The following is a 23,141-nucleotide window of genomic DNA, read 5'->3' as shown; positions in this document are numbered from 1 at the left end:
TGACGTAGGTGAGAAAAGCGACGTACCGCCACGACGCGGGGTTTCCGGTCTGGGTCGACGCTATGCCGCTTCGAGCGTTCCCCGGGACCACATGGGCCATTTTTGACGGCCGGTCCGGAGTCGGGAGATCACGGATCGCCCGGGTGCGGTGGCACTCCGGGCGGCGGCCGGGGGCTTCACTGCCCCCGAGGCGTATCGCGCTGATCACGGCACCAGGCTATCTCTCCCGCACCCCACCGCGTCATGAGCTGCTTGTGTACAAAAGAACCCCCCGAACTTTGACACTCTGGACAGTGCGCCGTGCCGCCTTGGCGAACTCCCGGAACCGGGGCAATCTGTCCATACAGCCCCGAACCGGGCCCCGGCGGACGCGAGCCCGGCCCGCCGGGGGCCGATCGCCCGAGGAGTCCGCCATGCCGCAGAAGATCCTCATCGTCACCGGCGACGCCGCCGAGTCGCTCGAAGTGCTCTACCCGTACCAGCGGCTGCTGGAGGAGGGGTACGAGGTCGACATCGCGGCCCCCGAGCGCAAGACGCTGCGCTTCGTGGTCCATGACTTCGAGCCCGGCTTCGACACGTACACGGAGAAGCCCGGCTACACCTGGCCCGCCGACCTGTCCTTCTCCGAGGTCGACCCCGGGGCCTACATCGCCCTGGTGATCCCCGGCGGCCGGGCCCCCGAGTACCTCCGCAACAACGCCGAGCTACGGAAGATCGTCGGCGCCTTCTTCTCCGCGGACCGCCCGGTGGCCCAGATCTGCCACGGCCCCCTGATCACCGCCGCCACCGGGAACCTCAGCGGCCGCACGGTCACGGCGTACCCGGCCCTGGAACCGGACATGCAGAGCGCGGGCGCCACGTTCCAGGACACGGAGGCGGTGACGGACGGCCCGTTGGTGTCGTCACGGGCGTGGCCGGACCACGCGGCCTGGATGAGGGAGTTCCTGAGGGTGCTGAAATCAACCCCGTAGGGCACCCCTCCGAGCCCGTCCGGCACCCACTCGAGCCCGTCCGGCGATTGAGGACATCTTTCACCTCAGCCCACACCCCGGGCCGCAGAGGCACATTCCCACCCACCAAGCCGCACCGCACCCTCCAGCCCGCCCGGGCACCACTTCCAGCCCGTCCGGCGCTTGAGGACGTCTTTCAGCTCAGCCACGCCCGGCCCGCAGGGGCACATTCCCACCCCGCCCGAGCACCCCTCCAAGCCCGCCCGGCGATTGAGGGCATTCCTTTCCAGCCCGTCCGGCGCTTGAGGACCGGGGCCCGGGGCAGCGCCCCGAAACCCGCGCCAAGGCCCCCCGCACCCGCTACGCGCCAAACGTCTCCGCCAACGCCACCGCCTCCCCCAGACTGTCCACCACCGGCACCCCCGCCCCCTCCAGAGCGCTCCGGCTGTGCGACCCCCCGGTGTACAGCACCGCCCGCGCCCCCACATGCGCCGCCGCCACCGCATCGTCCAGCGCGTCCCCGATGACCACCACGTTTTCCGGCGAGAACCCGTCCACGCCACCCGCCCCGGCCAGCGCCGCGACGTGCCGCTCCATGTGGAGCGCCTTGCTCCCGCCGGACGGCCCCGTACGCCCCTCGACGCGGACGAACCGCGGCTCGATCCCGTACCCCCGCACCACCGGAACCAGCTGCTCGTGCCCGTACATGCTCAGGAGCGACTGACTGCGCCCGGCCCGCTGCCACTCGTGCAGCAGCTCCTCCGCCCCGGCGGTGAGCCCACAGGCCGCCCGCTGCTCCGTGTAGTACCGGTGGAAGACGCCGTCCATCCGCTCCCACTCGGCCTCCGTGGGCAGTCGGCCCAGGAACCGCTCGTAGAACCGGGGTATGGGGATGGTGTACATCTCCCGGTACTGCTCCAGCGTGATCGGCGCCAGCTCGACCTCCGCGAACGCGGCGTTCGTCGCCTGGATGACGGCATGCGTGTCGTCGAGCAGCGTGCCGTTCCAGTCCCAGACCAGATGTGTGCGTGGCGTACCGGAAGTCATACAGAGAAAAATACCCGCCGGGTCCGACAACGCCGCCGGCCCAGCACCGGCTCGGCGCCGGCTCAGCGGATGAGCTGCGGAATCTCCTGCACGCCGAACCACAGCAGCTCGTGGTCCTCGGCCCCGTCCACCGTGAACTGCGCGTCGTCGTCGCCGAGGTCCGCCGCCCCCAGAGCCGCCGCCGCGGCGGCCACGTCCTTCTCCGCGTCGTCGGCGTCCACGTGCACCGCCGCCGCCTTGGCCAGCGGCAGCGCGGCCGCGATCCGCACCTCGCCGAGCGACGCCGCGCTCAGCCCGTGGTCCGGGTCGGCGACGGCGGACCCGTCCGGTACGTCGACGGCGACGACGACCCGGCGGCGCACCTCGTCCGGGCTTCCGGCGATCATCCGGAGCGAGGCGGCGGCGGCCCGGTTGAGCGCCGCGTACTCCAGCTCCTCGATGTCGTCGGAGACGTACCACTCCCGCAGCCCGGGGGTGACCGCGTAGGCGGTCAGCGGCCCGGGGCCGACCTCGCCCGCACCGTGCGCCGCTGCGAGACCGGAGAGGGTCAGGGGGACGTACACGCGCATGGCAGGTCGCTTTCGTAGGGGGAAACGTCCTCAGGATACGTGGGAGCGTCCCCTTTCGGGTTTCGGCAACCGGGGGCGTCCGTCCACCGCCGACGCCCCGTCACCCCCGCCGTCGCCCTTGCCCCGCAAGGGCCGAGCCACGGATAGGTGAAACCGCCCGCGCCGACTCGGCGCCAGGAGGCCCCTTGCGTCGCTGACGACCGCCCCCGTAGAAGATCCCCAACAAAAGTTACCGCCCGGTAGAAGCCGGGCCCGGTCAACGGGGGCGATGGAGCATGAGCACGGACAGGACGAGGCCCGCAGGACGACGCGACCAGAGCGGCCCCCGATCGACGCCGAACGGTCCTCGATCGACATCGAGCGGCCCCCGGTCGGCATCCGGCGGCCCTCGATCGGCACCGAACGGCCCCCGGCCGGTACCTCCCCAGCGGTCCCGCAGGCTCCAGCCCCACCGGCCGCAGCGGCCGCACCAGTGGTTCGCCGAGCGGCTGCTCGCGGTCCTCAGCGGCCAGCGCCCGGTGCACTGGATGCTCGGCCACACCATCGGCGAGGCCTACGACCAGCTCGCCGAACTGGCCCCCAGCAGCCCGCTGAGGGCCACCCACGGCAGCCGCCCGGTCCTCCGCCACTGCCGCGGGGCGCAGCCCGCCACGGGGGTGGTGGAGGCGTTCGCGAGCATCGCCGCGGGCGACCGGGTGCGGGCGATGGCGTTCCGGCTGGAACAGGGCGCCGACCAGCGCTGGCGCTGCGCCGCCGTGGAGCTGGGCGGCGAACGCCTCCGGGCCGGCGCCCCGGGCCCCCGGTGACCCGGAAGGTACGGAAAACACGGCAGGGGCCGGACACCTCGCGGCGTCCGGCCCCTGCCGGGGAACAGCCCGTACGGCTACTTCTTGCGACGGCGGCCGCCGCCACCGCTCTTCTGGGCCTTGCGGCGCTCCGCACGCGTCATGCCGTCCGAGGCGCCGGACCGCACGCTGTCGTCGTTGGCGAAGTCGCCCTCGACGACACCGCCCTCGCCGTCCACCGTGGGAGCGGAGAAGTGGAGCCGGTCCGGCCGCTGCGGAGCCTCCAGGCCCTTGGCGCGGATCTGCGGGGCGGCAGCGGCGCCCTCCTTCTCCAGCGAAGTGCGCTCGGCGCCGTCCTGCACCGGCACCTCCTCGACCTGCTGCTCGACCTGGACCTCCAGGTTGAACAGGTAGCCGACGGACTCCTCCTTGATGCCCTCCATCATGGCGTTGAACATGTCGAAGCCCTCGCGCTGGTACTCGACCAGCGGGTCCTTCTGCGCCATGGCGCGCAGGCCGATGCCCTCCTGGAGGTAGTCCATCTCGTAGAGGTGCTCGCGCCACTTGCGGTCGAGCACCGAGAGGACGACGCGGCGCTCCAGCTCACGCATGATGTCGGAGCCGAGCGTGTTCTCGCGCTCCTCGTACTGCTCGTGGATGTCGTTCTTGACGGACTCGGCGATGAACTCGGCGGTGACGCCCGCCAGGTCCCCGGCCGCCTCCTCCAGCTCCTCGACGGTGACCTTCACCGGGTAGAGCTGCCGGAAGGCGCCCCACAGCCGGTCCAGGTCCCACTCCTCGGCGAAGCCCTCGGCGGTCTCCTGCCGGATGTAGTCGTCGATCGTGTCGTCCATGAAGTGCCGGATCTGCTCCTGGAGGTCCTCGCCCTCCAGGACGCGGCGGCGCTCGCCGTAGATGACCTCGCGCTGCCGGTTGAGCACCTCGTCGTACTTCAGGACGTTCTTACGCGTCTCGAAGTTCTGCTGCTCGACCTGCGACTGGGCGGAGGCGATGGCGCGGGTGACCATCTTGTTCTCGATCGGGACGTCGTCCGGGACGTTCGCCATCGACATGACGCGCTCGACCATCTGGGCCTTGAACAGGCGCATCAGGTCGTCGCCCAGCGACAGGTAGAAACGGGACTCGCCCGGGTCGCCCTGACGGCCGGAACGACCGCGCAGCTGGTTGTCGATACGGCGCGACTCGTGGCGCTCGGTGCCCAGCACGTAGAGCCCGCCGAGCTCCTTGACCTCTTCGAACTCCGCCTTCACGGCCTGCTCGGCCGCCTCCAGCGCGGCGGGCAGCGCGGCCGCCCACTCCTCGACGTTCTCCACGGGGTCGAGGCCGCGCTGGCGCAGCTCCGCCTCGGCGAGGTCGTCCGGGTTGCCGCCGAGCTTGATGTCGGTGCCTCGTCCGGCCATGTTCGTCGCGACGGTGACGGCACCCTTGCGGCCCGCCTGGGCGACGATCGTCGCCTCCCGGTCGTGCTGCTTGGCGTTGAGGACCTCGTGCTGGACGCCGCGCTTGGAGAGCTGCTGAGAGAGGTACTCGGACTTCTCGACCGAGGTGGTGCCGACCAGGATCGGCTGGCCCTTCTCGTGCTTCTCGGCGATGTCGTCGACGACCGCGGCGAACTTGGCGACCTCGGTGCGGTAGATCAGGTCCGACTGGTCGGCGCGGACCATCGGCCGGTTCGTCGGGATCGGCACCACGCCGAGCTTGTAGATCTGGTGGAACTCGGCGGCCTCGGTCATCGCCGTACCGGTCATGCCGGAGAGCTTGTCGTAGAGGCGGAAGAAGTTCTGAAGGGTGATCGTGGCGAGGGTCTGGTTCTCGTCCTTGATGTCCACCCCTTCCTTCGCCTCGATCGCCTGGTGCATGCCCTCGTTGTAGCGGCGGCCGGCGAGGATACGGCCGGTGTGCTCGTCGACGATCATGACTTCGCCGTCGATGACGACGTAGTCCTTGTCCTTCTTGAACAGTTCCTTCGCCTTGATGGCGTTGTTCAGGTAGCCGACGAGCGGGGTGTTCACCGACTCGTAGAGGTTGTCGATGCCGAGCCAGTCCTCGACCTTGGCGACGCCGGACTCATGGATGGCCACGGTCCGCTTCTTCTCGTCGACCTCGTAGTCGCCGGTCTCCTCGATGCCCTTGAGCTGGTTGCCCGCCTCGCCCTTGGTGAGGCGCGTGACCAGCTTGGCGAAGTCGCCGTACCACTTGGTGGCCTGGTCGGCCGGGCCGGAGATGATCAGCGGCGTACGGGCCTCGTCGACCAGGATCGAGTCGACCTCGTCGACCACGGCGAAGTTGTGGCCGCGCTGGACGAGCTCGTCCTTGGACCACGCCATGTTGTCGCGGAGGTAGTCGAAGCCGAACTCGTTGTTCGTGCCGTACGTGATGTCGCAGGCGTACTGCTCGCGGCGCTGGGCCGGGGTCATGTTGGCGACGATGCAGCCGACGGAAAGACCCAGGAACTTGTGGACCCGGCCCATCAGCTCGGAGTCGCGCTGGGCGAGGTAGTCGTTGACCGTGATCAGGTGCACGCCCTTGCCGGAGAGCGCGTTCAGATACGTGGGCAGGGTGCCGACGAGGGTCTTGCCCTCACCGGTCTTCATCTCGGCCACATAGCCGAGGTGCAGGGCGGCTCCACCCATGATCTGTACGTCGTAGTGGCGCTGCCCGAGGACACGCTTGGCGGCCTCGCGGATCGTGGCGAACGCCTCGGGGAGCAGGTCGTCCAGGCTCTCGCCGTCCGCGTACCGTTCCTTGTACTCGTCGGTGAGCGCCCGCAGCTCGGCGTCGGAGAGGTTGACGAAGTCCTCTTCGATGGAGCTGACCTGGTCCGCGATGCGGTGCAGTTTGCGCAGGATCTTGCCTTCGCCTGCACGCATGAGCTTGTTGAAGACGGACACTGAGGCTGGTCTCCTTGCCGGTCGGGCCTGGCACTGGTCGTGTGATGGACTCTGGCGCGGGCACGGCAGGTGGGCCCCACCGCAACGGTCATCGTAAGCGAGGACACCACCGCGCCGGGAGGGCTGCCGTGGCGTGGACCTCGCCGCACCCTTCTAGGACAACGGTCCAGAGGCGCGGAAGGTGCCGGGAAGCCCGAAAGTGCTCGCATCGAGGCGGCGGGCTCACGAGAATCGGCCCATGGAGCCGATCACCCTCACCACGGAACGCCTGGTCCTGCGGCCTTTCGGCCCGCAGGACACGCACCGGGTGCACGCCGCCTGTCAGGACCCGGACATCCAGCGCTGGACGGTGATCCCCTCCCCGTACCGCCTCACCGACGCGGAGCTGTTCACCACGAAGCTGGCCCCGGCGGGCTGGCAGGACGACTCCGCGTACGGCTTCGCCCTGACTCTGCGGGAGGACGGGACGCTCGTGGGGGCACTCGGCATCGACCGCCGCAGCCATCCGGGGACGTACGAGGTGGGCTACTGGTCCACCAAGGAGCACCGCGGCAACGGCTATGTCACCGAGGCGGTCCTCGGCTCCGCCCGCTGGGCCTTCGCCTCGCTCGGGGCGGACCGGCTGGAGTGGCGGGCCGAGATCGGCAATCTGGCCTCGCGGGCCGTCGCCCTGCGGGCGGGGTTCCGGCTGGAGGGCGAGCAGCGGTCCGGGCTGCTCAACAAAGGCGTGCGGCGTGACGCCTGGACGGCGGCCCTGCTCCCGTCCGACCTCGGGCTCGCGGGCACCCACCCGTACGTCCCCGGGCGGCACGCGCCCCGGCCCGACGGAGCCCCCGATTCCGTACGCCGGCCCGTCTGACCTCCGTGATAGGCGGGCGGATCGCGGGGCGGGACTGTCAGTGGTGGCGTCTAGGGTTCGACGTATGACGCCTGTGCCTCCTCCCGCAGTCGAACTCTCCGCCGACCAGGCCCGCCGCATAGCCCTGCGCGCCCAGGGCTTCCTGGGGGCTCCGGACCGCCGGGCAGGGGTGCCGGGGGTGCTGCGCCACCTCGGCGCGGTCCAGCTGGACACGATCTCGGTGCTGGCCCGTTCGCACGAGCTGATCCCTTACGCCCGGCTCGGCTCGGTGGGCCGCCGGACGGTGGAGGACGCCTACTGGTCGGGCGGCCGCACCTTCGAGTACTGGTCGCACGCCGCGTGCATCCTGCCCGTCGAGGAATGGCCGCACTTCGCGTTCCGCCGCCGCGCCTACCGCTCCCGCCCGCACTGGCACCACGATCTGCCCGACGGCGTGTACGACACCGTGATCAAGCAACTGCGCGACGAGGGCCCGCTGACGGCCACCGAGCTGGGCGGCGCGAAGAACGGCGGCGAGTGGTGGGACTGGTCGGCGTCCAAGGTCGCCGTCGAGCGGGCCCTGATGTACGGCGAGGTGGTGTGCACCGAGCGGCGCGGCTGGAAGCGGGTCTACGACCTGGCCGAGCGGGCCGTTCCGGACGCCCTGCTGCACGACGAGCTGAGCGACGCCGAGTGCCGGCGGCGGCTGGTCGCGCTGGCGGGCCGGTCCCTGGGCGTCGGCACCCGTAGCGACATCGCGGACTACCACCGGCTGAAGGGCGAGGAGTTCGACGCCGTGGTGGCGGACTCGGGGCTGGTCCCGGTCGTGGTGGAGGGCTGGACGAAGCCCGCCTGGGCGGATCCGGAGGCCCTTGCCAAGGAGCCGCGCGGCCGCCACCGTACGACGCTGCTGTCGCCGTTCGACTCCCTGATCTGGGAGCGGGCGCGCACGGAGCGGATCTTCGACTTCACGCATCGGCTGGAGGCCTATGTGCCCAAGCAGAAGCGGATCCACGGTTATTTCGCGATGCCGTTGCTGGCGGGCGGGAAGCTCCAGGGCCGGGTCGATCCGGCGCGCGAGGGCACCACACTGGTCGCCAAGCAGGCCTCATTGGCCGGCCCGAAGGCGGTGGCCCCGATGGCCGAGGCGCTGGTGGAGGCGGCGGCCTGGGTGGGCTGCACGGACATCCGGGTGGACCGGGTGGACGCGCCGGAGCTGCGCGAGCCGCTCCGGACGGAGATCGGCCACGCGTTCCGGCGCGCCGGTCGCTGACCGGCTGTCTGCCCCTGCCGGCTACCGGATCTCCAGGATCTTCTCGCGCATGGCATAGACCACGGCTTCCATCCGGGAGTGCAGCTGGAGTTTCTCCAGGATATTGCGGACGTGGTTCTTCACCGTGTTCTCGGAAATGAACAACTCCTTGGCGATATCCCGGTTGTTCATGCCGGTCGCCACGAGTTTCAGCACCTCCAGCTCGCGTTCGGTGAGCCGGGGCGCCGGGACGAGCCGCCGCTCGTCGGTGCGCTGGATCATCGATTTGAACTCGGTGAGCAGCTTGGAGGCCATGGAGGGGCTGATCTGGGACTGGCCGTCGGCGACCGCGCGAATGGCCGTGGCGACCTCGTCGGTGGAGATCTCCTTGAGGAGATATCCGGTCGCGCCCGCCTTGATCGCCTCGTAGAGGTCGGCCTCCTCGTCGCTGATCGTCAGCATGATGATCTTCGCGCTGGGAGCCACCTCCTTGATGGCGGTGCAGGCCTCGATGCCGCCGCGCTTGGGCATCCGGACATCCATCAGAACGATGTCGGGCAGCAGATCGGCAGCCTTGTCGACCGCCTCGGATCCGTCCCCGGCCTCGCCGATGACCTGGATGTCCTCCTCCTGCGCGAGGACGATCTCCAGACCCCTGCGGAAGAGCGCGTGGTCATCGACCACGAGGACCCTGATGGGCTCCTTGCGTGCAGCGCCGTCCGCGTCCGCGCCGGTGTACGCACCGGTGTCGTCGTCGGAGTCGTTCGCATCACGCACGGGCCCGAAGGTGTCCGCCATCGTTCCTCCCCCTGAAGGCCACGGCCTGAAGTGTCGGTCGTTCGCCAACGGCACCTCACGGAACACCGGTTGGCTCGGTCCGCCATGATTCCATGCCCCGACCCCGGCACGGTGGTCCTGTGCCCGTGCGCGGGTGCCCCCGGTGGCGTAAAAACGCCCCGGGGGCACCCGCGCGATGTGGCCTCAGCCGCCGAGCGCACCGCCCGCGCCGCCTGCCTCGTCCGCGGCGAGCGGGTCGGTCCTCAGGTGGATGACGCCGTAGTCGTAGGCGTGTCGCCGGTAGACGACGCTGGGCTCCTTCGTCTCGGAGTCGACGAACAAGTAGAAGTCGTGGCCGACCAGTTCCATCTCGTAGAGCGCCTGGTCGAGCGACATCGGTGCGGCGGTGTGGGTCTTCTCGCGCATCACGAGCGGCCCTTCGCCCTGTACTTCGAGCGAGCCGATCTTCGTGGTGGGGACGGGCGCCGGCGACTGGTCGCCGACCAGCTCACCGTCCTCGTCGAACGAAGCTACGCCGGGGACGACGTCCCCGACCTCGGCAGCCGACAGACGGCCGTTGCCACGGCGGCTGTAGCGCTTGTCGTGCTGCTTGCGCAGCCGGGCCTCCAGCTTTCCGGTGGCCAGGTCGAGCGCTGCGTAAGGGTCGCCCGCCGCCGCTTCCGCCCGGATGACCGGTCCCCTGGAGCGGAGCGTGATCTCCACCCGGTCGGAACGGTCGGCCTGACGGGGATTCGGCTCCTTGGACACCTCGACGTCGAGGCTGATCACCTTGCCGTCGAACTTCTGGATCTTGTCCAGCTTCAGCTTCTCGGCCACGTGCTTGCGGAACCGCTCGGGCACCTCGGTCTTGCGGCCCTTGACGACGATGTCCACGCAGAACTCCGTTCCCGGATCGCCCCGCTCGATGGCGGAGCATCTCCCTTTTGCACCAGGCCCCGGAGATCCCCAGGGCCTCGGACTCGGTGGCTTTCGCCTCCTCCTCCCCCGCCGGAGGGGTCGCAACCCCACCGACTTTGCGTGCTTCTCCTACCGGTGAGTTACCTGCCCGAAACCTCATGGTGCATTCATCGAGGTCCGGCATTCACCGTTCCTCACAACCGAACATAGCCTGCGCACCAGGGTCTCGGCACCCGCTACTGGCACGTACCTCCATTCAGGGGGTATTGGCCTCTCATTACCTGCAACGATGCAGATTCTCGGTCAGTTCCGGTTCATTTCGAAGGCGGAGGGAGAGGCTGCGACGACCGCCGCCCGGCACCCTCCGTGCACGGGAGGCTCCCGATCGGTGCCGTGCCCCTCTCCGAGGGCCCGTGCCGCCTCCGCCAGCGTCGATCCCGTCGTCAACAGATCGTCGACCAGGATCACCCGGTCGTGACGGAGAAGTCCGCGCCGGAGGAGCCGTTCCCCCGCCGCCGTGAGCTCCAGCGCGCCGGCCACGTTCACCCGCCGCTGCCGCGCCCCGAGCCCCGACTGGTCGGCGACCGCGCGCCGCTGCCGGAGCACGGGAAGCACCCGGGCCGGCAGACCCGCGCGCCGCAGCTCCCGCGCGGCCGTGGCGGCGATCCTGCTCACCGGGTCATGGCCGCGGGCAGCGGTCGCGGAACGCGCGGAGGGCACGGGGACCAGAAGCAGAGGCGCCGCAGCTCCCGGGAAGCCTGCCCCGCCGGGCCTCGCCGCACCGCCCGGCGTTCCCGCACGTCCCGGCCGGGGCTCCGCACCGCCCAGCTGCCCCGTCCCGGCCCGTACACACCCCGCCAGGGCGCGTCCGAGCACCCCCGCCAGCCCGAGTGCCCCGCGCTCCTTGTGGGCCAGCAGAACCGCGCGTACGGCGTTCTCGTACGGCGCGGCCGCATAGACCGCCGGAAGTCCCGGCGGCCCGGGCGAGGGGCGGACCCGGCGGGCGGGTCCGCCGAGCAGCGCGGCCCGGCAGGCCACGCACAGCTCGGTGCGCGGCCTGCCGCAGCCGGCGCAGGCCACCGGCAGAAGCAGACCGGACAGCTCCTGCCACACGTTCCGCATGACCTCACTGTGCCGCGCCCACCGGAACCGGACCACCCCTGTGGAAGACCCCGGAACTCCCGGATCAGCCGGGGTAGACCAACGCCTTGCCCTTCTTGAGGACCGTCTGCCAGTTGTCGCCCGGCGAGAGCTTCACGATCCCGTCGCCGACGGTCTCCGCCATCAGCGGAAGCTGTTCGTCGTCCGCCGCGGCGACCGACTGGACCTGGTTCACCCCGGGGAGCGCCCCCGAGGCGGACGTGGACCCGTCGGCCTGCACGTAACGCACTTGCTGGACGCCGCCCTCCTCCTTGCCGACCACCACCAGACGGCTGCGTCCCGACCAGGAGATGGCCGTGACGTCCGTGAGCTGCGGTGCGGCCTGGCGCAGGTCCTCGACCGAGATCTCGGGCGCCACGGTGGACCCCCGGCGCTCGACCCGGCCGATGTTCAGCGTCGTACGGCCGTCCTTCGTCAGCAGCAGGGCGATCCGAACACCGTCCGCGGACATCCGGAGCTCCTCGATCCGGGCGCCGTCGAGGCCGGGCACCCGGACCTCCTGCGGCTCGCCCGTACCCCCGGCCAGCCGCAGCAGCCTGGGTCCCGCCGGATCACGGTCGGCGACCCACAGATCGCCGCGGCCGTCCCAGCTCGGGGGCGACAGCCGGTCGGCGGCCTTCTTCGCCCCGCTGGTGACGAGGGGCTCGGCCAGCTCGCTGTCCGTCTCCAGGGAGGACACGTAGAGATGCTGCCCCTTGGAGGAGACCGCGGCGGCCCGCTCCTCGTCCCGGGCCACCCCGACCGATCCCATCGGGACGGTGCCCGCTCCCAGCGGACCGACGACGGGCTCGGGCGTCCCGCCGCCGTCGGTGGCGCCGAGAATCCGCTCGACCTGGCCCTTGTCGTTGATGAAGTACTGGCTGTCGGCCCCTTCGGAGCCGCGGTCGGCGGAGAACTCCGACGCCTCGTCGGCGTCCAGCGCGCAGAGCCGGCCCTCGCCGCCCTCCAGCTCCACCCGCTCGACCCGCGCCGAGCTCAGATCGCGGAGCGTGAACAGCACCTGGGCGGCCATCATCCGGCAGGCGCTCCTGCCCGCCGTGTCGGCCTTCTGGTTGAGCGGCACCTTCAGGACGTTCTGATCGTCCGGCGCCAGCGCGGTGACGCCCTTGCGCAGGGCGGTGCCCGTCGGGAACCGGGAATCGACCACGGGCCGCAGCCAGTTCGTCGGCCCGGCCAGCAGCGTCCTGACGGTCTGCGTCGCGGTGTCCATGCGCGTGACGGGATCCGTACGGTTGCGTACGTAGACGGGGTCGGCGACGAGCGTCGACCGGCCGTTCGTGCCCCCGGTGGCGTAGTAGTACTTGTTCACGGAGCGGTAGAGCCGCTTGAAGTCGGACTGCCCGAGGACCAGGCCGTCCGGCACGATGTCGATGCGCCACTCCTTCTTCCCCTCCGCCACCTGTTCCAGCACCAGGTGCAGGGTCTGGGAGTAGGAGGTGGGCGCGAGCGGCTGGTAGGAGCTCTGAGCGTCGACCGTCGCGACCTTCTCGCCGGTCAGCGTGTAGGTCGTCTCCCGGTCCCGGGTGGCCCGGTTGTCCTCGTCGTGGAGCAGGGGGCCGCTGCGGTTGGGGGCCTGGGCCAGCACCGTGGTGGTCCCGCCCGGCTGCCAGGTGCGCCGGGCGTCCGCGCTCAGGTATTTCCGGGTGGTCGCGAACGCGGGATCGTCACTGGTCATCGACTCCAGGAAGCCGTCGACGATCTCGCTGGGCGGCGCGCCTTCCCGGGGCGCCACCGCGTACACCTGCACCTGGGAGTCCCCGGGCTGCGAGGCGTCGACCGCCTTGACGTCGCCGGTCACCGGCATCGAGCCGCAGCCGGCCAGCACGACGACGCCGCAGCCCAGCAGCGCGGATATCCGCACCGCCCGTCCATGGCCGCCCGGACGGCGGTCAGTACCCACGAGTGGTGTCCTCCCGGTCGGAATTCTGTACGCCGTTGCCCAGGCCACCGGGACGTTCCGGGGCCTGGCGCGCCACGACTCGTGCTCCGTTGCCGGGCAGCGCGGCGGGGTGCACCGACGAGGGCGCGGCGTTACGGAGGGCGGGGCCGCGACCGGGCACGGGCAGCGGCGAACGCCCGCCCGCGCCGGGCTGGGGCGGCACGGACATCAGCCGGTGGTCGCCCGACGGGCCCGAACCGGCCCCGTCGCGCTCCCGGTCCTCCCGGTTGCGCCGTGAGTCCTCGGGCTCCAGCGGTATCGGCGAACCGCGCAGCGGCTCGTCCGCCGTACGCGGCAGGGTCAGCCGGAACTGGGAGCCGCCACCGGGCTCGCCCCAGGCCTGGAGCCAGCCGCCGTGCAGCCGGGCGTCCTCGACCGCGATGGACAAGCCGAGGCCGGTCCCGCCGGTCGTCCGGGCCCGTGCCGGGTCGGCACGCCAGAACCGGTTGAAGACGCGGGTCGCCTCGCCGGGCTTGAGCCCGACCCCGTAGTCCCGGACGGCTACGGCGACCGCGCCCTGTGCCGCGCCCATCCGCACCACGACGTCCCGGCCCTCGCCGTGCTCGACGGCATTGACCACGAGGTTCCGCAGGACGCGTTCGACACGGCGGGCATCGGCCTCGGCGATCACCGGCTGGTCGTCGCCGACGACCAGGATCCGGGTGCCCTTGCGCTCGGCGAGCGGCTCGGCGCCGCCGATCACCCGGTGCACCACGGTCCGCAGGTCTATCGGCTCGGCCTCCAGGGCCGCGGCGCCCGCGTCGAAGCGGCTGATCTCCAGCAGATCGGCGAGCAGCGACTCGAACCGGTCGAGCTGGTCGCCCAGCAGCTCGGCGGAGCGTGCGGTGACGGGGTCGAAGTCGGCGCGGGCCTCGTGGATGACATCGGCGGCCATCCGCACGGTCGTGAGGGGGGTCCGCAGCTCGTGCGAGACGTCGGAGACGAAGCGCCGCTGCATCCGGGAGAGCTCCTCCAGCTGCTGGATCTTCAGCTGGAGGTTCTGGGCCATCTTGTTGAACGCTTCACCGAGCCGGGCGATGTCGTCCTCGCCGGTGACCTTCATCCGCTCCTGGAGCTTGCCCGCGGAGAGGCGCTCGGCGATGCCGGCCGCCATCCGTACCGGTGTGACGACCTGCCGCACCACGAACCAGGCGATGGCGCCGAGCAGCACGACGACGAACAGTCCGGCGGTCGCCAGGGTCGTCTTGACCAGGGTCAGGGACTTCTCCTCCTGCGTGAGCGGGAAGAGGTAGTACAGCTCGTAGGGCTGCTGATCGATGTCGTAGAGCCGCTTGCCGACGACGAGCCCCGGCTGCGACTCGTTGCCGTACGAGTACTGGATCAGCGAGTACGTCTGGTAGGCGCCCTGCCCCTTGCTCACGTTCTGCCGCAGACGCTCGGGCACGCTGGACGCCTCGACGCTGCCGGAACCGCGCGCGGCACGGCTGCTCGCGCCCTCGGTCACCGAGTCCACACTGAGCGCCACCACGTTGAAGGCGTTCTTGCCGCCGCTGGCGAGCTGGTCGACGAGCTCGGTACGCCAGGAAGTGCTGCCGGTCATACCGTCGGCACCGCCGCTCCCCTGCCCACCGGGGGCGAGAGGGGCGTTCGCCTTCTCCTGGGCCGCGGCGAAACCACCGGCGGCCTGGGTCTGGGCGGCCTTGCCCTTGGCGTCGAGCAGGCCGTTGCGCACCTGGCCGATGACGACGAAGCCGAGCAGCAGCACGACCCCGATCGACATCAGGAGGGTGCCCGCGACCACGCGGAGCTGGAGGTTGCGCCGCCACAACCGGACGGCGGGCAGCAACGGACGGCGCACCCACCGCATCAGCAACCGCGGTACGGGCCCGCCGGGCGTCCGGTCCTCGAACAACCGGCCGCCATGCAGGAAACGGCTCATACGTGACGCCTTCCGTCCCGGGCCGGCAGCCCGCTCCGTACGGACTCCCGGCTCGCCGGGCCCCGGAGCAGCACTGCCTCGGGACATCTCAGCTCGGTCCGGCCTTGTAGCCGACGCCTCGGACCGTCACCACGATCTCCGGCCGTTCCGGGTCCTTCTCGACCTTGGAACGCAGACGCTGGACATGAACATTCACCAGGCGGGTGTCGGCCGCGTGGCGGTAACCCCACACCTGCTCCAGCAGGACCTCACGGGTGAAGACCTGCCACGGCTTACGGGCGAGCGCGACCAGCAGGTCGAACTCCAGCGGAGTCAGGGCGATCGACTGCCCCTCCCGCTTCACGGAGTGGCCGGCCACGTCGATGACCAGGTCACCGATGGTCAGCTGCTCCGGCGCGGGCTCTTCCGACCGCCGCAGACGTGCCCTGATCCGGGCGACCAACTCCTTCGGTTTGAACGGCTTGACGATGTAGTCGTCGGCCCCTGATTCCAGGCCGACCACGACATCGACGGTGTCGCTCTTGGCAGTGAGCATGACGATCGGCACACCGGACTCGGCCCTGATCAGCCTGCACACCTCGATGCCGTCCCTACCGGGCAGCATGAGATCCAGCAGCACCAGGTCCGGCTTGGCCTCACGAAATGCGGCCAGTGCCTTGTCGCCGTCCGCTACGAACGACGGCTCGAAACCTTCTCCACGCAGCACAATCCCGAGCATCTCGGCCAGTGCGGTGTCGTCGTCGACGACAAGGACGCGTCCCTTCATAATCGACATCATCCCATTAGCCAATCGTTACCTGCGATGACCTGGCACACAGCTCGGCCAGTCCGACCCCCGTGACCGGGGAAATCGCGCCCTCCTCGGTGACGATCGCCGTGATCAGTTCCGGCGGTGTGACGTCGAAGGCCGGGTTGTACGCCGGGGCTCCGAGGGGTGCGACGACGATCCCGCCTCCGCCGCCGGCCGATACACCCTGCGACGATGTGAGCTCCGTCACTTCTTTCCCGGAACGCTGCTCGACGATGATCGATGTGCCGTCCGGGGTCTCCAGATCCACGGTCGTCGTCGGCGCCACCACGATGAAGGGCACATGGTGATACTTCGCGAGCACGGCCAGCGGATAGCTCCCCACCTTGTTGGCCACCGAGCCGTCTGCGGCGATGCGGTCGGCGCCTATGAGCACCGCGTCGACCTCCCCCGCCGCGAACAGTGACCCCGCCGCGTTGTCCGTGAGCAGGCTGTACGCCAGCCCGTTCCTCGCCGCCTCGTACGCGGTCAGCCGCGCCCCCTGGAGCAGCGGCCGCGTCTCGTCCACCCACAGCCGCCGCAGCCGCCCCTGCCGGTGCACCCGCAACGCCACCGCGAACGCCGTCCCCTCACCCCCCGAGACCAGCGCCCCGGTGTTGCAGTGGGTCAGCAGCTGGTACGCCCGGCCCGGCAGCAGCTCCTCCAGCAGCGCCTCGCCGTACTCGGCCATACGCCCGCTGGCCTGGGCATCCTCCCGGTGCAGCGCCCGCGCCTCGGCCAGCGCCGCCGCGGCCGCCGCCTCGTCCCCCTCCCCCTCCCCCTTCCCGGAGGCCGCCCAGTAGGCCGCGGCCACCCGCCGCACCCCGTAACCGAGGTTCACCGCGGTGGGCCGCGCCCCCTCCAGCAGTCCCGCCGCCTCCGCGACGTCGAAGCCCCTCGCCGCCGCGAGCGCCACCCCGTACCCCCCGGCGATCCCGAGCAGCGGAGCCCCGCGCACCGCCAGCGTCTGGATCGCCCGCACCAGCGCGGGCACATCGGTGCACACCAGCTCGACCTCCTCTGCGGGCAGCCGCGTCTGGTCGAGAAGCACCAGCACGGGACCTTCCGGAGGCTCGTCCCAGCGAAGTACGGAAAGCGCGGGAGGCTCGAAGCCCACCGATGATTGCGCGTCCTGATCAGCCATCTGTCCAGTCTGCCCGGTGAGCCACCCGCATATGAAGGTGCGAACGAGATGGAGCGGCTGGTCCGCCCCGCACCGGCGCGTGGCACGATGGCTGCCAACCTGCCGCCCCGATGAGCGGTCAGGACGGTGAAGGAGCGAGAATGAACGACTCTCCGGGCTGGGCGTCGCCCGGATCTGCCCCCTCCGACGGCAAGGAGAAGGCGATCCCCCGCCCCTCCGACCCGCAGGACGGAAGCGGCCCGACGGGACAGTGGTCCCCCGAGCAGCCGCCCCCCGGGCAGTGGTCCCCACCGAGCAACCCCGGCAGCGGCCCCGGAACCCGGCCGCCCGCATCCGGCTGGGGCGGCGGCCCTCAGCGCGGCTGGGCAGGACCGCCCCCGGCCGCGAAGCCCGGCGTCATCCCGCTGCGACCGCTGAGCCTCGGCGAAATCCTCGACGGCTCGGTGTCCGCCCTGCGCGCCCACTGGCGTACCGCCCTCGGCTTCAGCCTCGCGGTCTCCGTGGTCACCCAGATCGCCGTCATCCTCATGCAGCGCTATCTGCTGCCGGAACCGACCTCCATCGACCCGAACGCCACCGGCGCCGAGGCCCTGCGTCAGACCGCCGACTCGGCCCGCTCGACGCTGATCTCCCTGGCCCCCGCCTCCGTCCTCTCGATGATCGCCACGCTCTTCACCGCGTCGGTCGTCACCGTGATCATCAGCCGCTCCGTACTGGGCCGCCCCACCACACTCGCCGACTCCTGGGCCGAGGCCCGCCCCCGCGTCCTCCCCCTGCTCGGGCTGACCGTGCTGGTCGCCGTGATCATGGCCGCCATCATGACCGTGGGCATCGGCCCCGGCCTGCTGCTGGGCTCCGAGGCCGGAGCGGCCCTCGCCTTCCTCGGTTTCGCCGCCGCCTGCGTCGTGATGCTCTGGCTGAACGTGAGCTTCGCCCTCGCCGCCCCCGCACTGATGCTGGAACGGCAGAGCATCGTGGCCGCGCTGCGCAGGTCGGCGAAGCTGGTCCGGGGCGCCTGGTGGCGAACCTTTGGAATCCTCGCCCTGACCTATCTGCTGACCTTCCTGCTGACCTTCCTCGTCTCCATCCCGTTCACCGCCATCGCGGTGGTCGCCGACGGAACCGAGGTCAACGACCTCTTCGGCGGTACCGCCCCCTCCGTCGGCTGGCCCTTCCTGATCGTCACCGGCATCGGCGAAGTGATCGTCTCGACGTTGATCTACCCCTTCGTCGCCGGCGTGATGGCCCTCCTCTACATGGACCAGCGCATCCGCCGCGAAGCCCTGGACCTCGACCTCGCACGAGCCGCCGGCCTGCCCGGCTACGGCGACAACACACCCAGGAGCTGATGCGGTGTCGGGGGCGGGGGGCACCACCACAGCACGGCAGGACATCGCAGCGGGCGACATACCCGTGGACACACCACGTCTCCCCGCACGGGAGGCGGCCGAGAGCGAACTGTCCAAACCGATGTACCACGAGAACGACCCGAACTTCGTCCAGCGTGCCCTGAACCAGTTCTGGGACTGGGTCGCCGGAGTGTTCGACGCCGCCGCGGGGGCTGCCCCCGGCGGCCCGGCCGGACTCGCCGTCCTGGTCGTCATCGTCATCGGTCTCGCCGCCGCCCTCTGGTGGCGGCTCGGCACCCCGCAACGCTCCTCCCGGAGCGCGGACGCCCTCTTCGACAGCGCCGGCCCCCGCAGCGCGGCCCAGCACCGCGCCGCCGCCGAGGCCCACGCCGCGGCCCTGCGCTGGACCGAAGCCGTCCAGGAACGCATGCGCGCCATCGTCCGCTCCCTGGAGGAGCGGGCTCTGCTCGACCCCCGCCCCGGCCGCACCGCGGACGAAGCCGCGGCCGAAGCGGGCCGCACTCTCCCCGAGCACACGGCCCGGCTGCGCGCCGCCGCCCGGACCTTCGACGACGTGACATACGGAGGCCGCGCCGCGAACCGGTCGGCATACCTGTCCCTGCGCACCCTTGACCTCGAACTCGACGAGGCGAAGCCGCTCCTGCCCGGAACCTCCCGAGGAGCCACCGGATGACCGCGGCGACCACCCCTTCGTCCACCTCGACCGCGCCCACCCCCGGCCAGGTCTGGACCCGCGCCCGAGGCATCCTGGCCGTCGTCCTCATCCTCGTCGTCGCCGGCATCACATTCGCCGCCGTACGCTCCGGCACGAACCACGGGCAGCTCGACCCCCGCTCCGCGGACCCCAAGGGCAGCCGTGCCGTGGCCGAACTCCTCAAGGCTCGCGGCATATCCGTCACCGTCGCCACCACGCTCGACGAGGCCACCGCCGCGACCGGCCCCGACACCACGCTCCTGGTCACCGGCCCCAACCTCCTGACCCGGTCGCAGCAGCTCCGGCTGGACGACGCGGCCTCCGCCTCCGGAGGGCGCACCCTGCTGGTCGCCCCGGGGCCGGGAGCCACACCCCGGCTCGCCCCCGGCATCCACGCCGAATCCCACCGGGCCGTCAGTGCTCTCGCCCCGGCGTGCGAACTCCCCGCCGCCCGGCGGGCCGGCACAGCGGACATGGGCGGCACCCGCTACACGACGCAGGGCCCCTCCGCCGTCGCCTGCTACCCGAGCGCAGGCCTCCCCAGCCTGGTCGTCCTGCCGACCGGAGCGGGCGGCGACACCGTCGTCCTCGGCTCCCCCGGCATCCTCCACAACGAACGTCTCGACAAGCAGGGCAACGCCTCGCTCGCCCTGCAACTCCTCGGTTCCCGTCCCCATCTCGTCTGGTACCTCCCCTCTCTCAGCGATCCATCCGCAACAACCGATGACGGCGCCCCCGGCGACGGGGACGAAGAACAGTCGGAGGGCGGAGCGAGGGAGGACGCGGCCGACGAGAGCAGCTTCCTCGACCTCATCCCCTCCGGCTGGCTGTGGGGAACGCTCCAACTCGCCCTCGCCGCAGTCCTCGCCGCCGTCTGGCGGGCCCGCCGACTCGGCCCCCTGGTGACAGAACGACTGCCGGTGGCCATCCGCGCATCCGAATCCGCCGAAGGCCGCTCACTCCTCTACCGCAAGGCCAACGCCCGCGACCGGGCCGCCGACGCCCTCCGAGCCGCCAGCCGCACACGCCTCGCCCCGCTCGCCGGTGTGCCCGCACGCGACGCGCACACCCCCGATGTCCTCCTCCCCGCCGTGTCCGCACGCGTCACCGCCCCGGACCACGACCTCAGCACCCTGCTGTTCGGCACGGCTCCCTCCACCGACGCCGCCCTGGTCCTCCTCGCCGATCAACTCGGCGCCCTCGAAAGAGAGGTACGCACTTCATGAGCGCCCCGACCCCCGAGCCGGCCGAGCCCACGGCGCCTGCGGCAGCCCCCGTGATGCCCGCGGAACCGGAGCCGTCCGACAGCGCCCGCGCCTCCTTGGAGGCTCTGCGCTCCGAGATCGCCAAGGCCGTGGTCGGGCAGGACCCCGCTGTCACGGGACTCGTCGTCGCGCTGCTCTGCCGAGGTCACGTACTCCTCGAGGGCGTGCCCGGAGTGGCCAAGACCCTGCTGGTCCGTGCACTCGCCGCTTCCCTCGAACTCGACACCAAGCGGGTCCAGTTCACCCCCGACCTGATGCCCAGCGACGTCACGGGTTCACTGGTCTACGACGCACGCACCGCCGAGTTCTCCTTCCAGCCCGGCCCGGTCTTCACCAACCTGCTGATCGCCGACGAGATCAACCGCACCCCTCCCAAGACCCAGTCCTCCCTTCTCGAAGCGATGGAGGAGCGGCAGGTCACCGTCGACGGAACTCCGCGTCCACTGCCCGAACCGTTCCTCGTCGCCGCGACCCAGAACCCCGTCGAGTACGAAGGCACCTACCCCCTTCCCGAAGCCCAACTGGACCGTTTCCTGCTCAAACTGACGGTTCCGCTGCCCTCACGACAGGACGAGATCGACGTCCTCACCCGTCACGCCGACGGCTTCAACCCCCGCGACCTGAAGGCCGCCGGAATACAGCCCGTCGCCGGGCCCGCCGATCTGGAAGCAGCTCGCGAAGCCGTCGCGAAGACGACCGTCTCCCCCGAGATCGCCGGCTATGTCGTGGATATCTGCCGTGCCACGCGCGATTCCCCCTCGCTCGCCCTCGGTGTCTCCCCCCGAGGTACCACCGCACTACTGTCGACCGCCCGCGCCTGGGCCTGGCTGACCGGCCGGGACTATGTCACCCCGGACGATGTGAAGGCCCTGGCGCTCCCCACGCTCCGTCATCGCATCCAACTGCGGCCCGAGGCGGAAATGGAAGGAGTCACTCCCGACTCCGTCATCGCCTCAGTGCTCGCCCATGTCCCCGTACCCCGATGAGGCGGTGACCATGGCCCTCACCGGACGTACCGCGCTGCTGGCCGCCCTGGGGTCACTCCCCGTAGGCATCCTCGCTCCCAGCTGGACCGGGATGCTGGCGGTCAACGCACCGCTCTCACTGGCAATTCTGTGCGACTACGCCCTGGCAGCGCCAGTGCGCACGCTTCGATTCACCCGATCCGGCGATACAACTGTTCGACTCGGTGACGCGGCCGAAGTGCAACTGACGGTGACCAACACCTCGCGTCGGCGTCTGCGCGCCCAGCTGCGGGACGCCTGGCCCCTCAGCAGCTGGGCCTCGGGCACCGAACGCAGCTCTTCCCGTCACACGCTGACGATCCCTGCCGGGGAACAGCGGCGCCTGGTCACCGTTCTGCGCCCGACCCGTCGCGGTGACCGGCAGGCGGAACGCATCACGGTCCGGTCGTACGGCCCGCTCGGCCTGGCCGCACGCCAGGGTCAGCACCGAGCCCCTTGGACCGTACGGGTCCTGCCGCCGTTCACGAGCCGCAAGCATCTGCCCTCCCGGCTCGCCCGGCTCCGGGAACTGGACGGCCGCACCAGCGTTCTGACACGCGGTGAGGGCACCGAGTTCGACAGTCTACGGGCTTATGTTCCCGGGGACGACACCCGCTCCATCGACTGGCGGGCCACCGCGCGCCAGTCGGCCGTAGCGGTCCGGACGTGGCGCCCCGAGCGTGACCGCCACATCCTGCTCGTCCTCGACACCGGGCGTACGTCGGCGGGGCGGGTCGGCGATGTCCCCCGCCTGGACGCCTCGATGGACGCCACGCTCCTTCTCACCGCGCTCGCCATGCGGGCAGGCGACCGCGTCAGCCTCCTCGCCTACGACCGTCAGGTCCGAGCCCGTGTCCAGGGCCGGACGACGTCGGGCAATGTCCTGGCCACCGTCATCAACACGCTGGCCACGCTGGAACCCGAGCTCATCGAGACGGACGCCCGCGGCCTGAGCAATGCCGCCCTCACCGACGCCCCGCGCGGTTCGCTGATCGTTCTCCTCACGACGCTGGAGGCCGCCCCCATCGAGGAGGGGCTTCTCCCGGTACTGCCTCAGCTCACCCAGCGCCACACCGTTCTCGTGGCCGCGGTCTCCGACCCTCGGATCGAGGACATGGCGAACGCGCGGGGAACAGTGGACTCGGTCTACGACGCGGCAGCCGCCGGCCAGGCCCAGGCAGATCGTCGCCGCACGGCCGACAGGCTTCGGCGCCACGGCGTCGTCGTCGTGGACGCCACTCCGGACCATCTCGCTCCCGCACTGGCCGATGCGTACTTGGCGCTGAAGGCCGCAGGTCGTCTCTGAGGGATCTGCGGCCGGCCCGGGGAAGGGGCTGCGGGTGCGTCGGCCGCAGTTCCGGGGTTCCGCACCCTGAACGCAGAAAAGCCCCGCACCAAAAGGTGCGGGGCTTTCCCACAAAGATTGTTCGGCGGCGTCCTACTCTCCCACAGGGTCCCCCCTGCAGTACCATCGGCGCTGAAAGGCTTAGCTTCCGGGTTCGGAATGTAACCGGGCGTTTCCCTAACGCAATGACCACCGAAACACTATGAAACTGTGAACACCGGACAAAAACACGGCCGTTCGTTATTTCAGAACTAACACAGTGGACGCGAGCAACTGAGGACAAGCCCTCGGCCTATTAGTACCAGTCAGCTCCACCCGTTACCGGGCTTCCACATCTGGCCTATCAACCCAGTCGTCTACTGGGAGCCTTAACCCCTCACGGGGGTGGGAACACTCATCTCGAAGCAGGCTTCCCGCTTAGATGCTTTCAGCGGTTATCCTTTCCGAACGTAGCCAACCAGCCATGCCCTTGGCAGAACAACTG

Annotated in this window: 19 protein-coding genes and 2 rRNA genes; 9 read left to right on the top strand and 12 right to left on the bottom strand. The window is 70.7% G+C overall.

Going from position 1 to position 23,141, the window contains the following annotated elements; translation table 11 throughout:
- The first annotated feature begins 413 nt into the window (after positions 1-413).
- Entirely contained in the window at positions 414-971 is a 558-nt protein-coding gene (locus A3Q37_RS30645; protein ID WP_065489555.1) for a DJ-1/PfpI family protein, read from the top strand.
- Positions 972-1,310: 339 nt separating this feature from the next.
- Here A3Q37_RS30645 and A3Q37_RS30640 read toward each other — a convergent pair whose 3' ends face one another.
- Both A3Q37_RS30640 and A3Q37_RS30635 read right to left on the bottom strand, forming a co-directional pair.
- Positions 1,311-1,997, bottom strand: coding sequence for an HAD family hydrolase (locus A3Q37_RS30640; protein WP_065489554.1), 687 nt, complete (start codon positions 1,995-1,997; stop codon positions 1,311-1,313).
- A 62-nt stretch (positions 1,998-2,059) separates the two neighbouring features.
- Positions 2,060-2,566: a DUF6912 family protein gene (locus tag A3Q37_RS30635; protein ID WP_032765104.1), complete on the bottom strand. Its 507-nt coding sequence runs from the start codon at positions 2,564-2,566 to the stop codon at positions 2,060-2,062.
- 275 nt (positions 2,567-2,841) lie between these two features.
- On the opposite strand from A3Q37_RS30635, the gene A3Q37_RS36085 reads away from it, so the two are divergent.
- Complete coding sequence (locus tag A3Q37_RS36085; RefSeq protein WP_079138059.1) at positions 2,842-3,372, top strand: Rv3235 family protein; 531 nt, start codon at positions 2,842-2,844, stop codon at positions 3,370-3,372.
- 77 nt (positions 3,373-3,449) lie between these two features.
- Here the strand turns inward: A3Q37_RS36085 and secA are convergent, their stop codons facing one another.
- Positions 3,450-6,263 carry a preprotein translocase subunit SecA gene (secA, locus tag A3Q37_RS30625; RefSeq protein ID WP_065489551.1) on the bottom strand — a complete coding sequence of 938 codons (2,814 nt, stop codon included), beginning with the start codon at positions 6,261-6,263 and terminating at the stop codon, positions 3,450-3,452.
- 238 nt (positions 6,264-6,501) lie between these two features.
- On the opposite strand from secA, the gene A3Q37_RS30620 reads away from it, so the two are divergent.
- Entirely contained in the window at positions 6,502-7,122 is a 621-nt protein-coding gene (locus A3Q37_RS30620; protein ID WP_065489549.1) for a GNAT family N-acetyltransferase, read from the top strand.
- 64 nt (positions 7,123-7,186) lie between these two features.
- Positions 7,187-8,374, top strand: a complete 1,188-nt coding sequence (locus A3Q37_RS30615) for a winged helix-turn-helix domain-containing protein (RefSeq protein WP_065489547.1) — start codon at positions 7,187-7,189, stop codon at positions 8,372-8,374.
- A gap of 21 nt (positions 8,375-8,395) precedes the next feature.
- Here A3Q37_RS30615 and A3Q37_RS30610 read toward each other — a convergent pair whose 3' ends face one another.
- From A3Q37_RS30610 to mtnA, 7 genes are all read right to left on the bottom strand, one after another.
- On the bottom strand, positions 8,396-9,151 hold the full coding sequence (locus A3Q37_RS30610) for a response regulator transcription factor (protein ID WP_006124980.1): 756 nt from the start codon (positions 9,149-9,151) through the stop codon (positions 8,396-8,398).
- A 183-nt stretch (positions 9,152-9,334) separates the two neighbouring features.
- Complete coding sequence (gene raiA, locus A3Q37_RS30605; RefSeq protein ID WP_006124981.1) at positions 9,335-10,024, bottom strand: ribosome hibernation-promoting factor, HPF/YfiA family; 690 nt, start codon at positions 10,022-10,024, stop codon at positions 9,335-9,337.
- Positions 10,025-10,351: 327 nt separating this feature from the next.
- Positions 10,352-11,170, bottom strand: a complete 819-nt coding sequence (locus tag A3Q37_RS30600; protein WP_065489582.1) for a ComF family protein — start codon at positions 11,168-11,170, stop codon at positions 10,352-10,354.
- Between the two features lie 64 nt (positions 11,171-11,234).
- Entirely contained in the window at positions 11,235-13,070 is a 1,836-nt protein-coding gene (locus A3Q37_RS30595; RefSeq protein WP_065489545.1) for an LpqB family beta-propeller domain-containing protein, read from the bottom strand.
- A gap of 28 nt (positions 13,071-13,098) precedes the next feature.
- Positions 13,099-15,135 (bottom strand): MtrAB system histidine kinase MtrB, encoded by a 2,037-nt coding sequence (gene mtrB / locus A3Q37_RS30590; protein WP_065489543.1) that lies wholly within the window; start codon positions 15,133-15,135, stop codon positions 13,099-13,101.
- Between the two features lies 1 nt (position 15,136).
- A complete protein-coding gene (gene mtrA, locus A3Q37_RS30585; protein ID WP_007448372.1) occupies positions 15,137-15,826 on the bottom strand; it encodes a two-component system response regulator MtrA in 690 nt (229 codons plus the stop codon).
- Between the two features lie 4 nt (positions 15,827-15,830).
- The gene (gene mtnA, locus A3Q37_RS30580) at positions 15,831-16,979 is read right to left on the bottom strand and encodes an S-methyl-5-thioribose-1-phosphate isomerase (RefSeq protein ID WP_079138058.1); all 1,149 of its coding nucleotides are present in this window, start codon (positions 16,977-16,979) and stop codon (positions 15,831-15,833) included.
- A 140-nt stretch (positions 16,980-17,119) separates the two neighbouring features.
- Between mtnA and A3Q37_RS30575 the strand changes: the two genes are divergently transcribed.
- Genes A3Q37_RS30575 through A3Q37_RS30555 form a run of 5 tightly spaced genes read left to right on the top strand, consistent with a single transcriptional unit; the run spans position 17,120 to position 22,618 of the window.
- Positions 17,120-18,328: a proline-rich domain-containing protein gene (locus tag A3Q37_RS30575; RefSeq protein WP_065489538.1), complete on the top strand. Its 1,209-nt coding sequence runs from the start codon at positions 17,120-17,122 to the stop codon at positions 18,326-18,328.
- 4 nt (positions 18,329-18,332) lie between these two features.
- Positions 18,333-19,022, top strand: coding sequence for a DUF4129 domain-containing protein (locus A3Q37_RS30570; RefSeq protein ID WP_065489535.1), 690 nt, complete (start codon positions 18,333-18,335; stop codon positions 19,020-19,022).
- Complete coding sequence (locus A3Q37_RS30565) at positions 19,019-20,269, top strand: DUF4350 domain-containing protein (protein ID WP_065489533.1); 1,251 nt, start codon at positions 19,019-19,021, stop codon at positions 20,267-20,269. Before A3Q37_RS30570 ends, A3Q37_RS30565 begins: the two co-directional genes overlap by 4 nt.
- A gap of 53 nt (positions 20,270-20,322) precedes the next feature.
- Positions 20,323-21,294 carry a MoxR family ATPase gene (locus tag A3Q37_RS30560; RefSeq protein ID WP_107471620.1) on the top strand — a complete coding sequence of 324 codons (972 nt, stop codon included), beginning with the start codon at positions 20,323-20,325 and terminating at the stop codon, positions 21,292-21,294.
- A gap of 10 nt (positions 21,295-21,304) precedes the next feature.
- Positions 21,305-22,618 carry a DUF58 domain-containing protein gene (locus A3Q37_RS30555; RefSeq protein WP_065489529.1) on the top strand — a complete coding sequence of 438 codons (1,314 nt, stop codon included), beginning with the start codon at positions 21,305-21,307 and terminating at the stop codon, positions 22,616-22,618.
- Positions 22,619-22,737: 119 nt separating this feature from the next.
- On the opposite strand, the gene rrf is transcribed toward A3Q37_RS30555, so the two are convergent.
- Both rrf and A3Q37_RS30545 read right to left on the bottom strand, forming a co-directional pair.
- Positions 22,738-22,854, bottom strand: a 5S ribosomal RNA gene (gene rrf, locus A3Q37_RS30550).
- Between the two features lie 78 nt (positions 22,855-22,932).
- A 23S ribosomal RNA gene (locus A3Q37_RS30545) occupies positions 22,933-23,141 on the bottom strand; the annotation flags it as partial.

This window comes from Streptomyces sp. PTY087I2, from assembly GCF_001687325.1.
Lineage (GTDB): Bacteria > Actinomycetota > Actinomycetes > Streptomycetales > Streptomycetaceae > Streptomyces.
The sequence above is the reverse complement of the archived record's forward strand: the minus strand, read 5'-3'. Positions and strand labels throughout refer to the sequence as shown.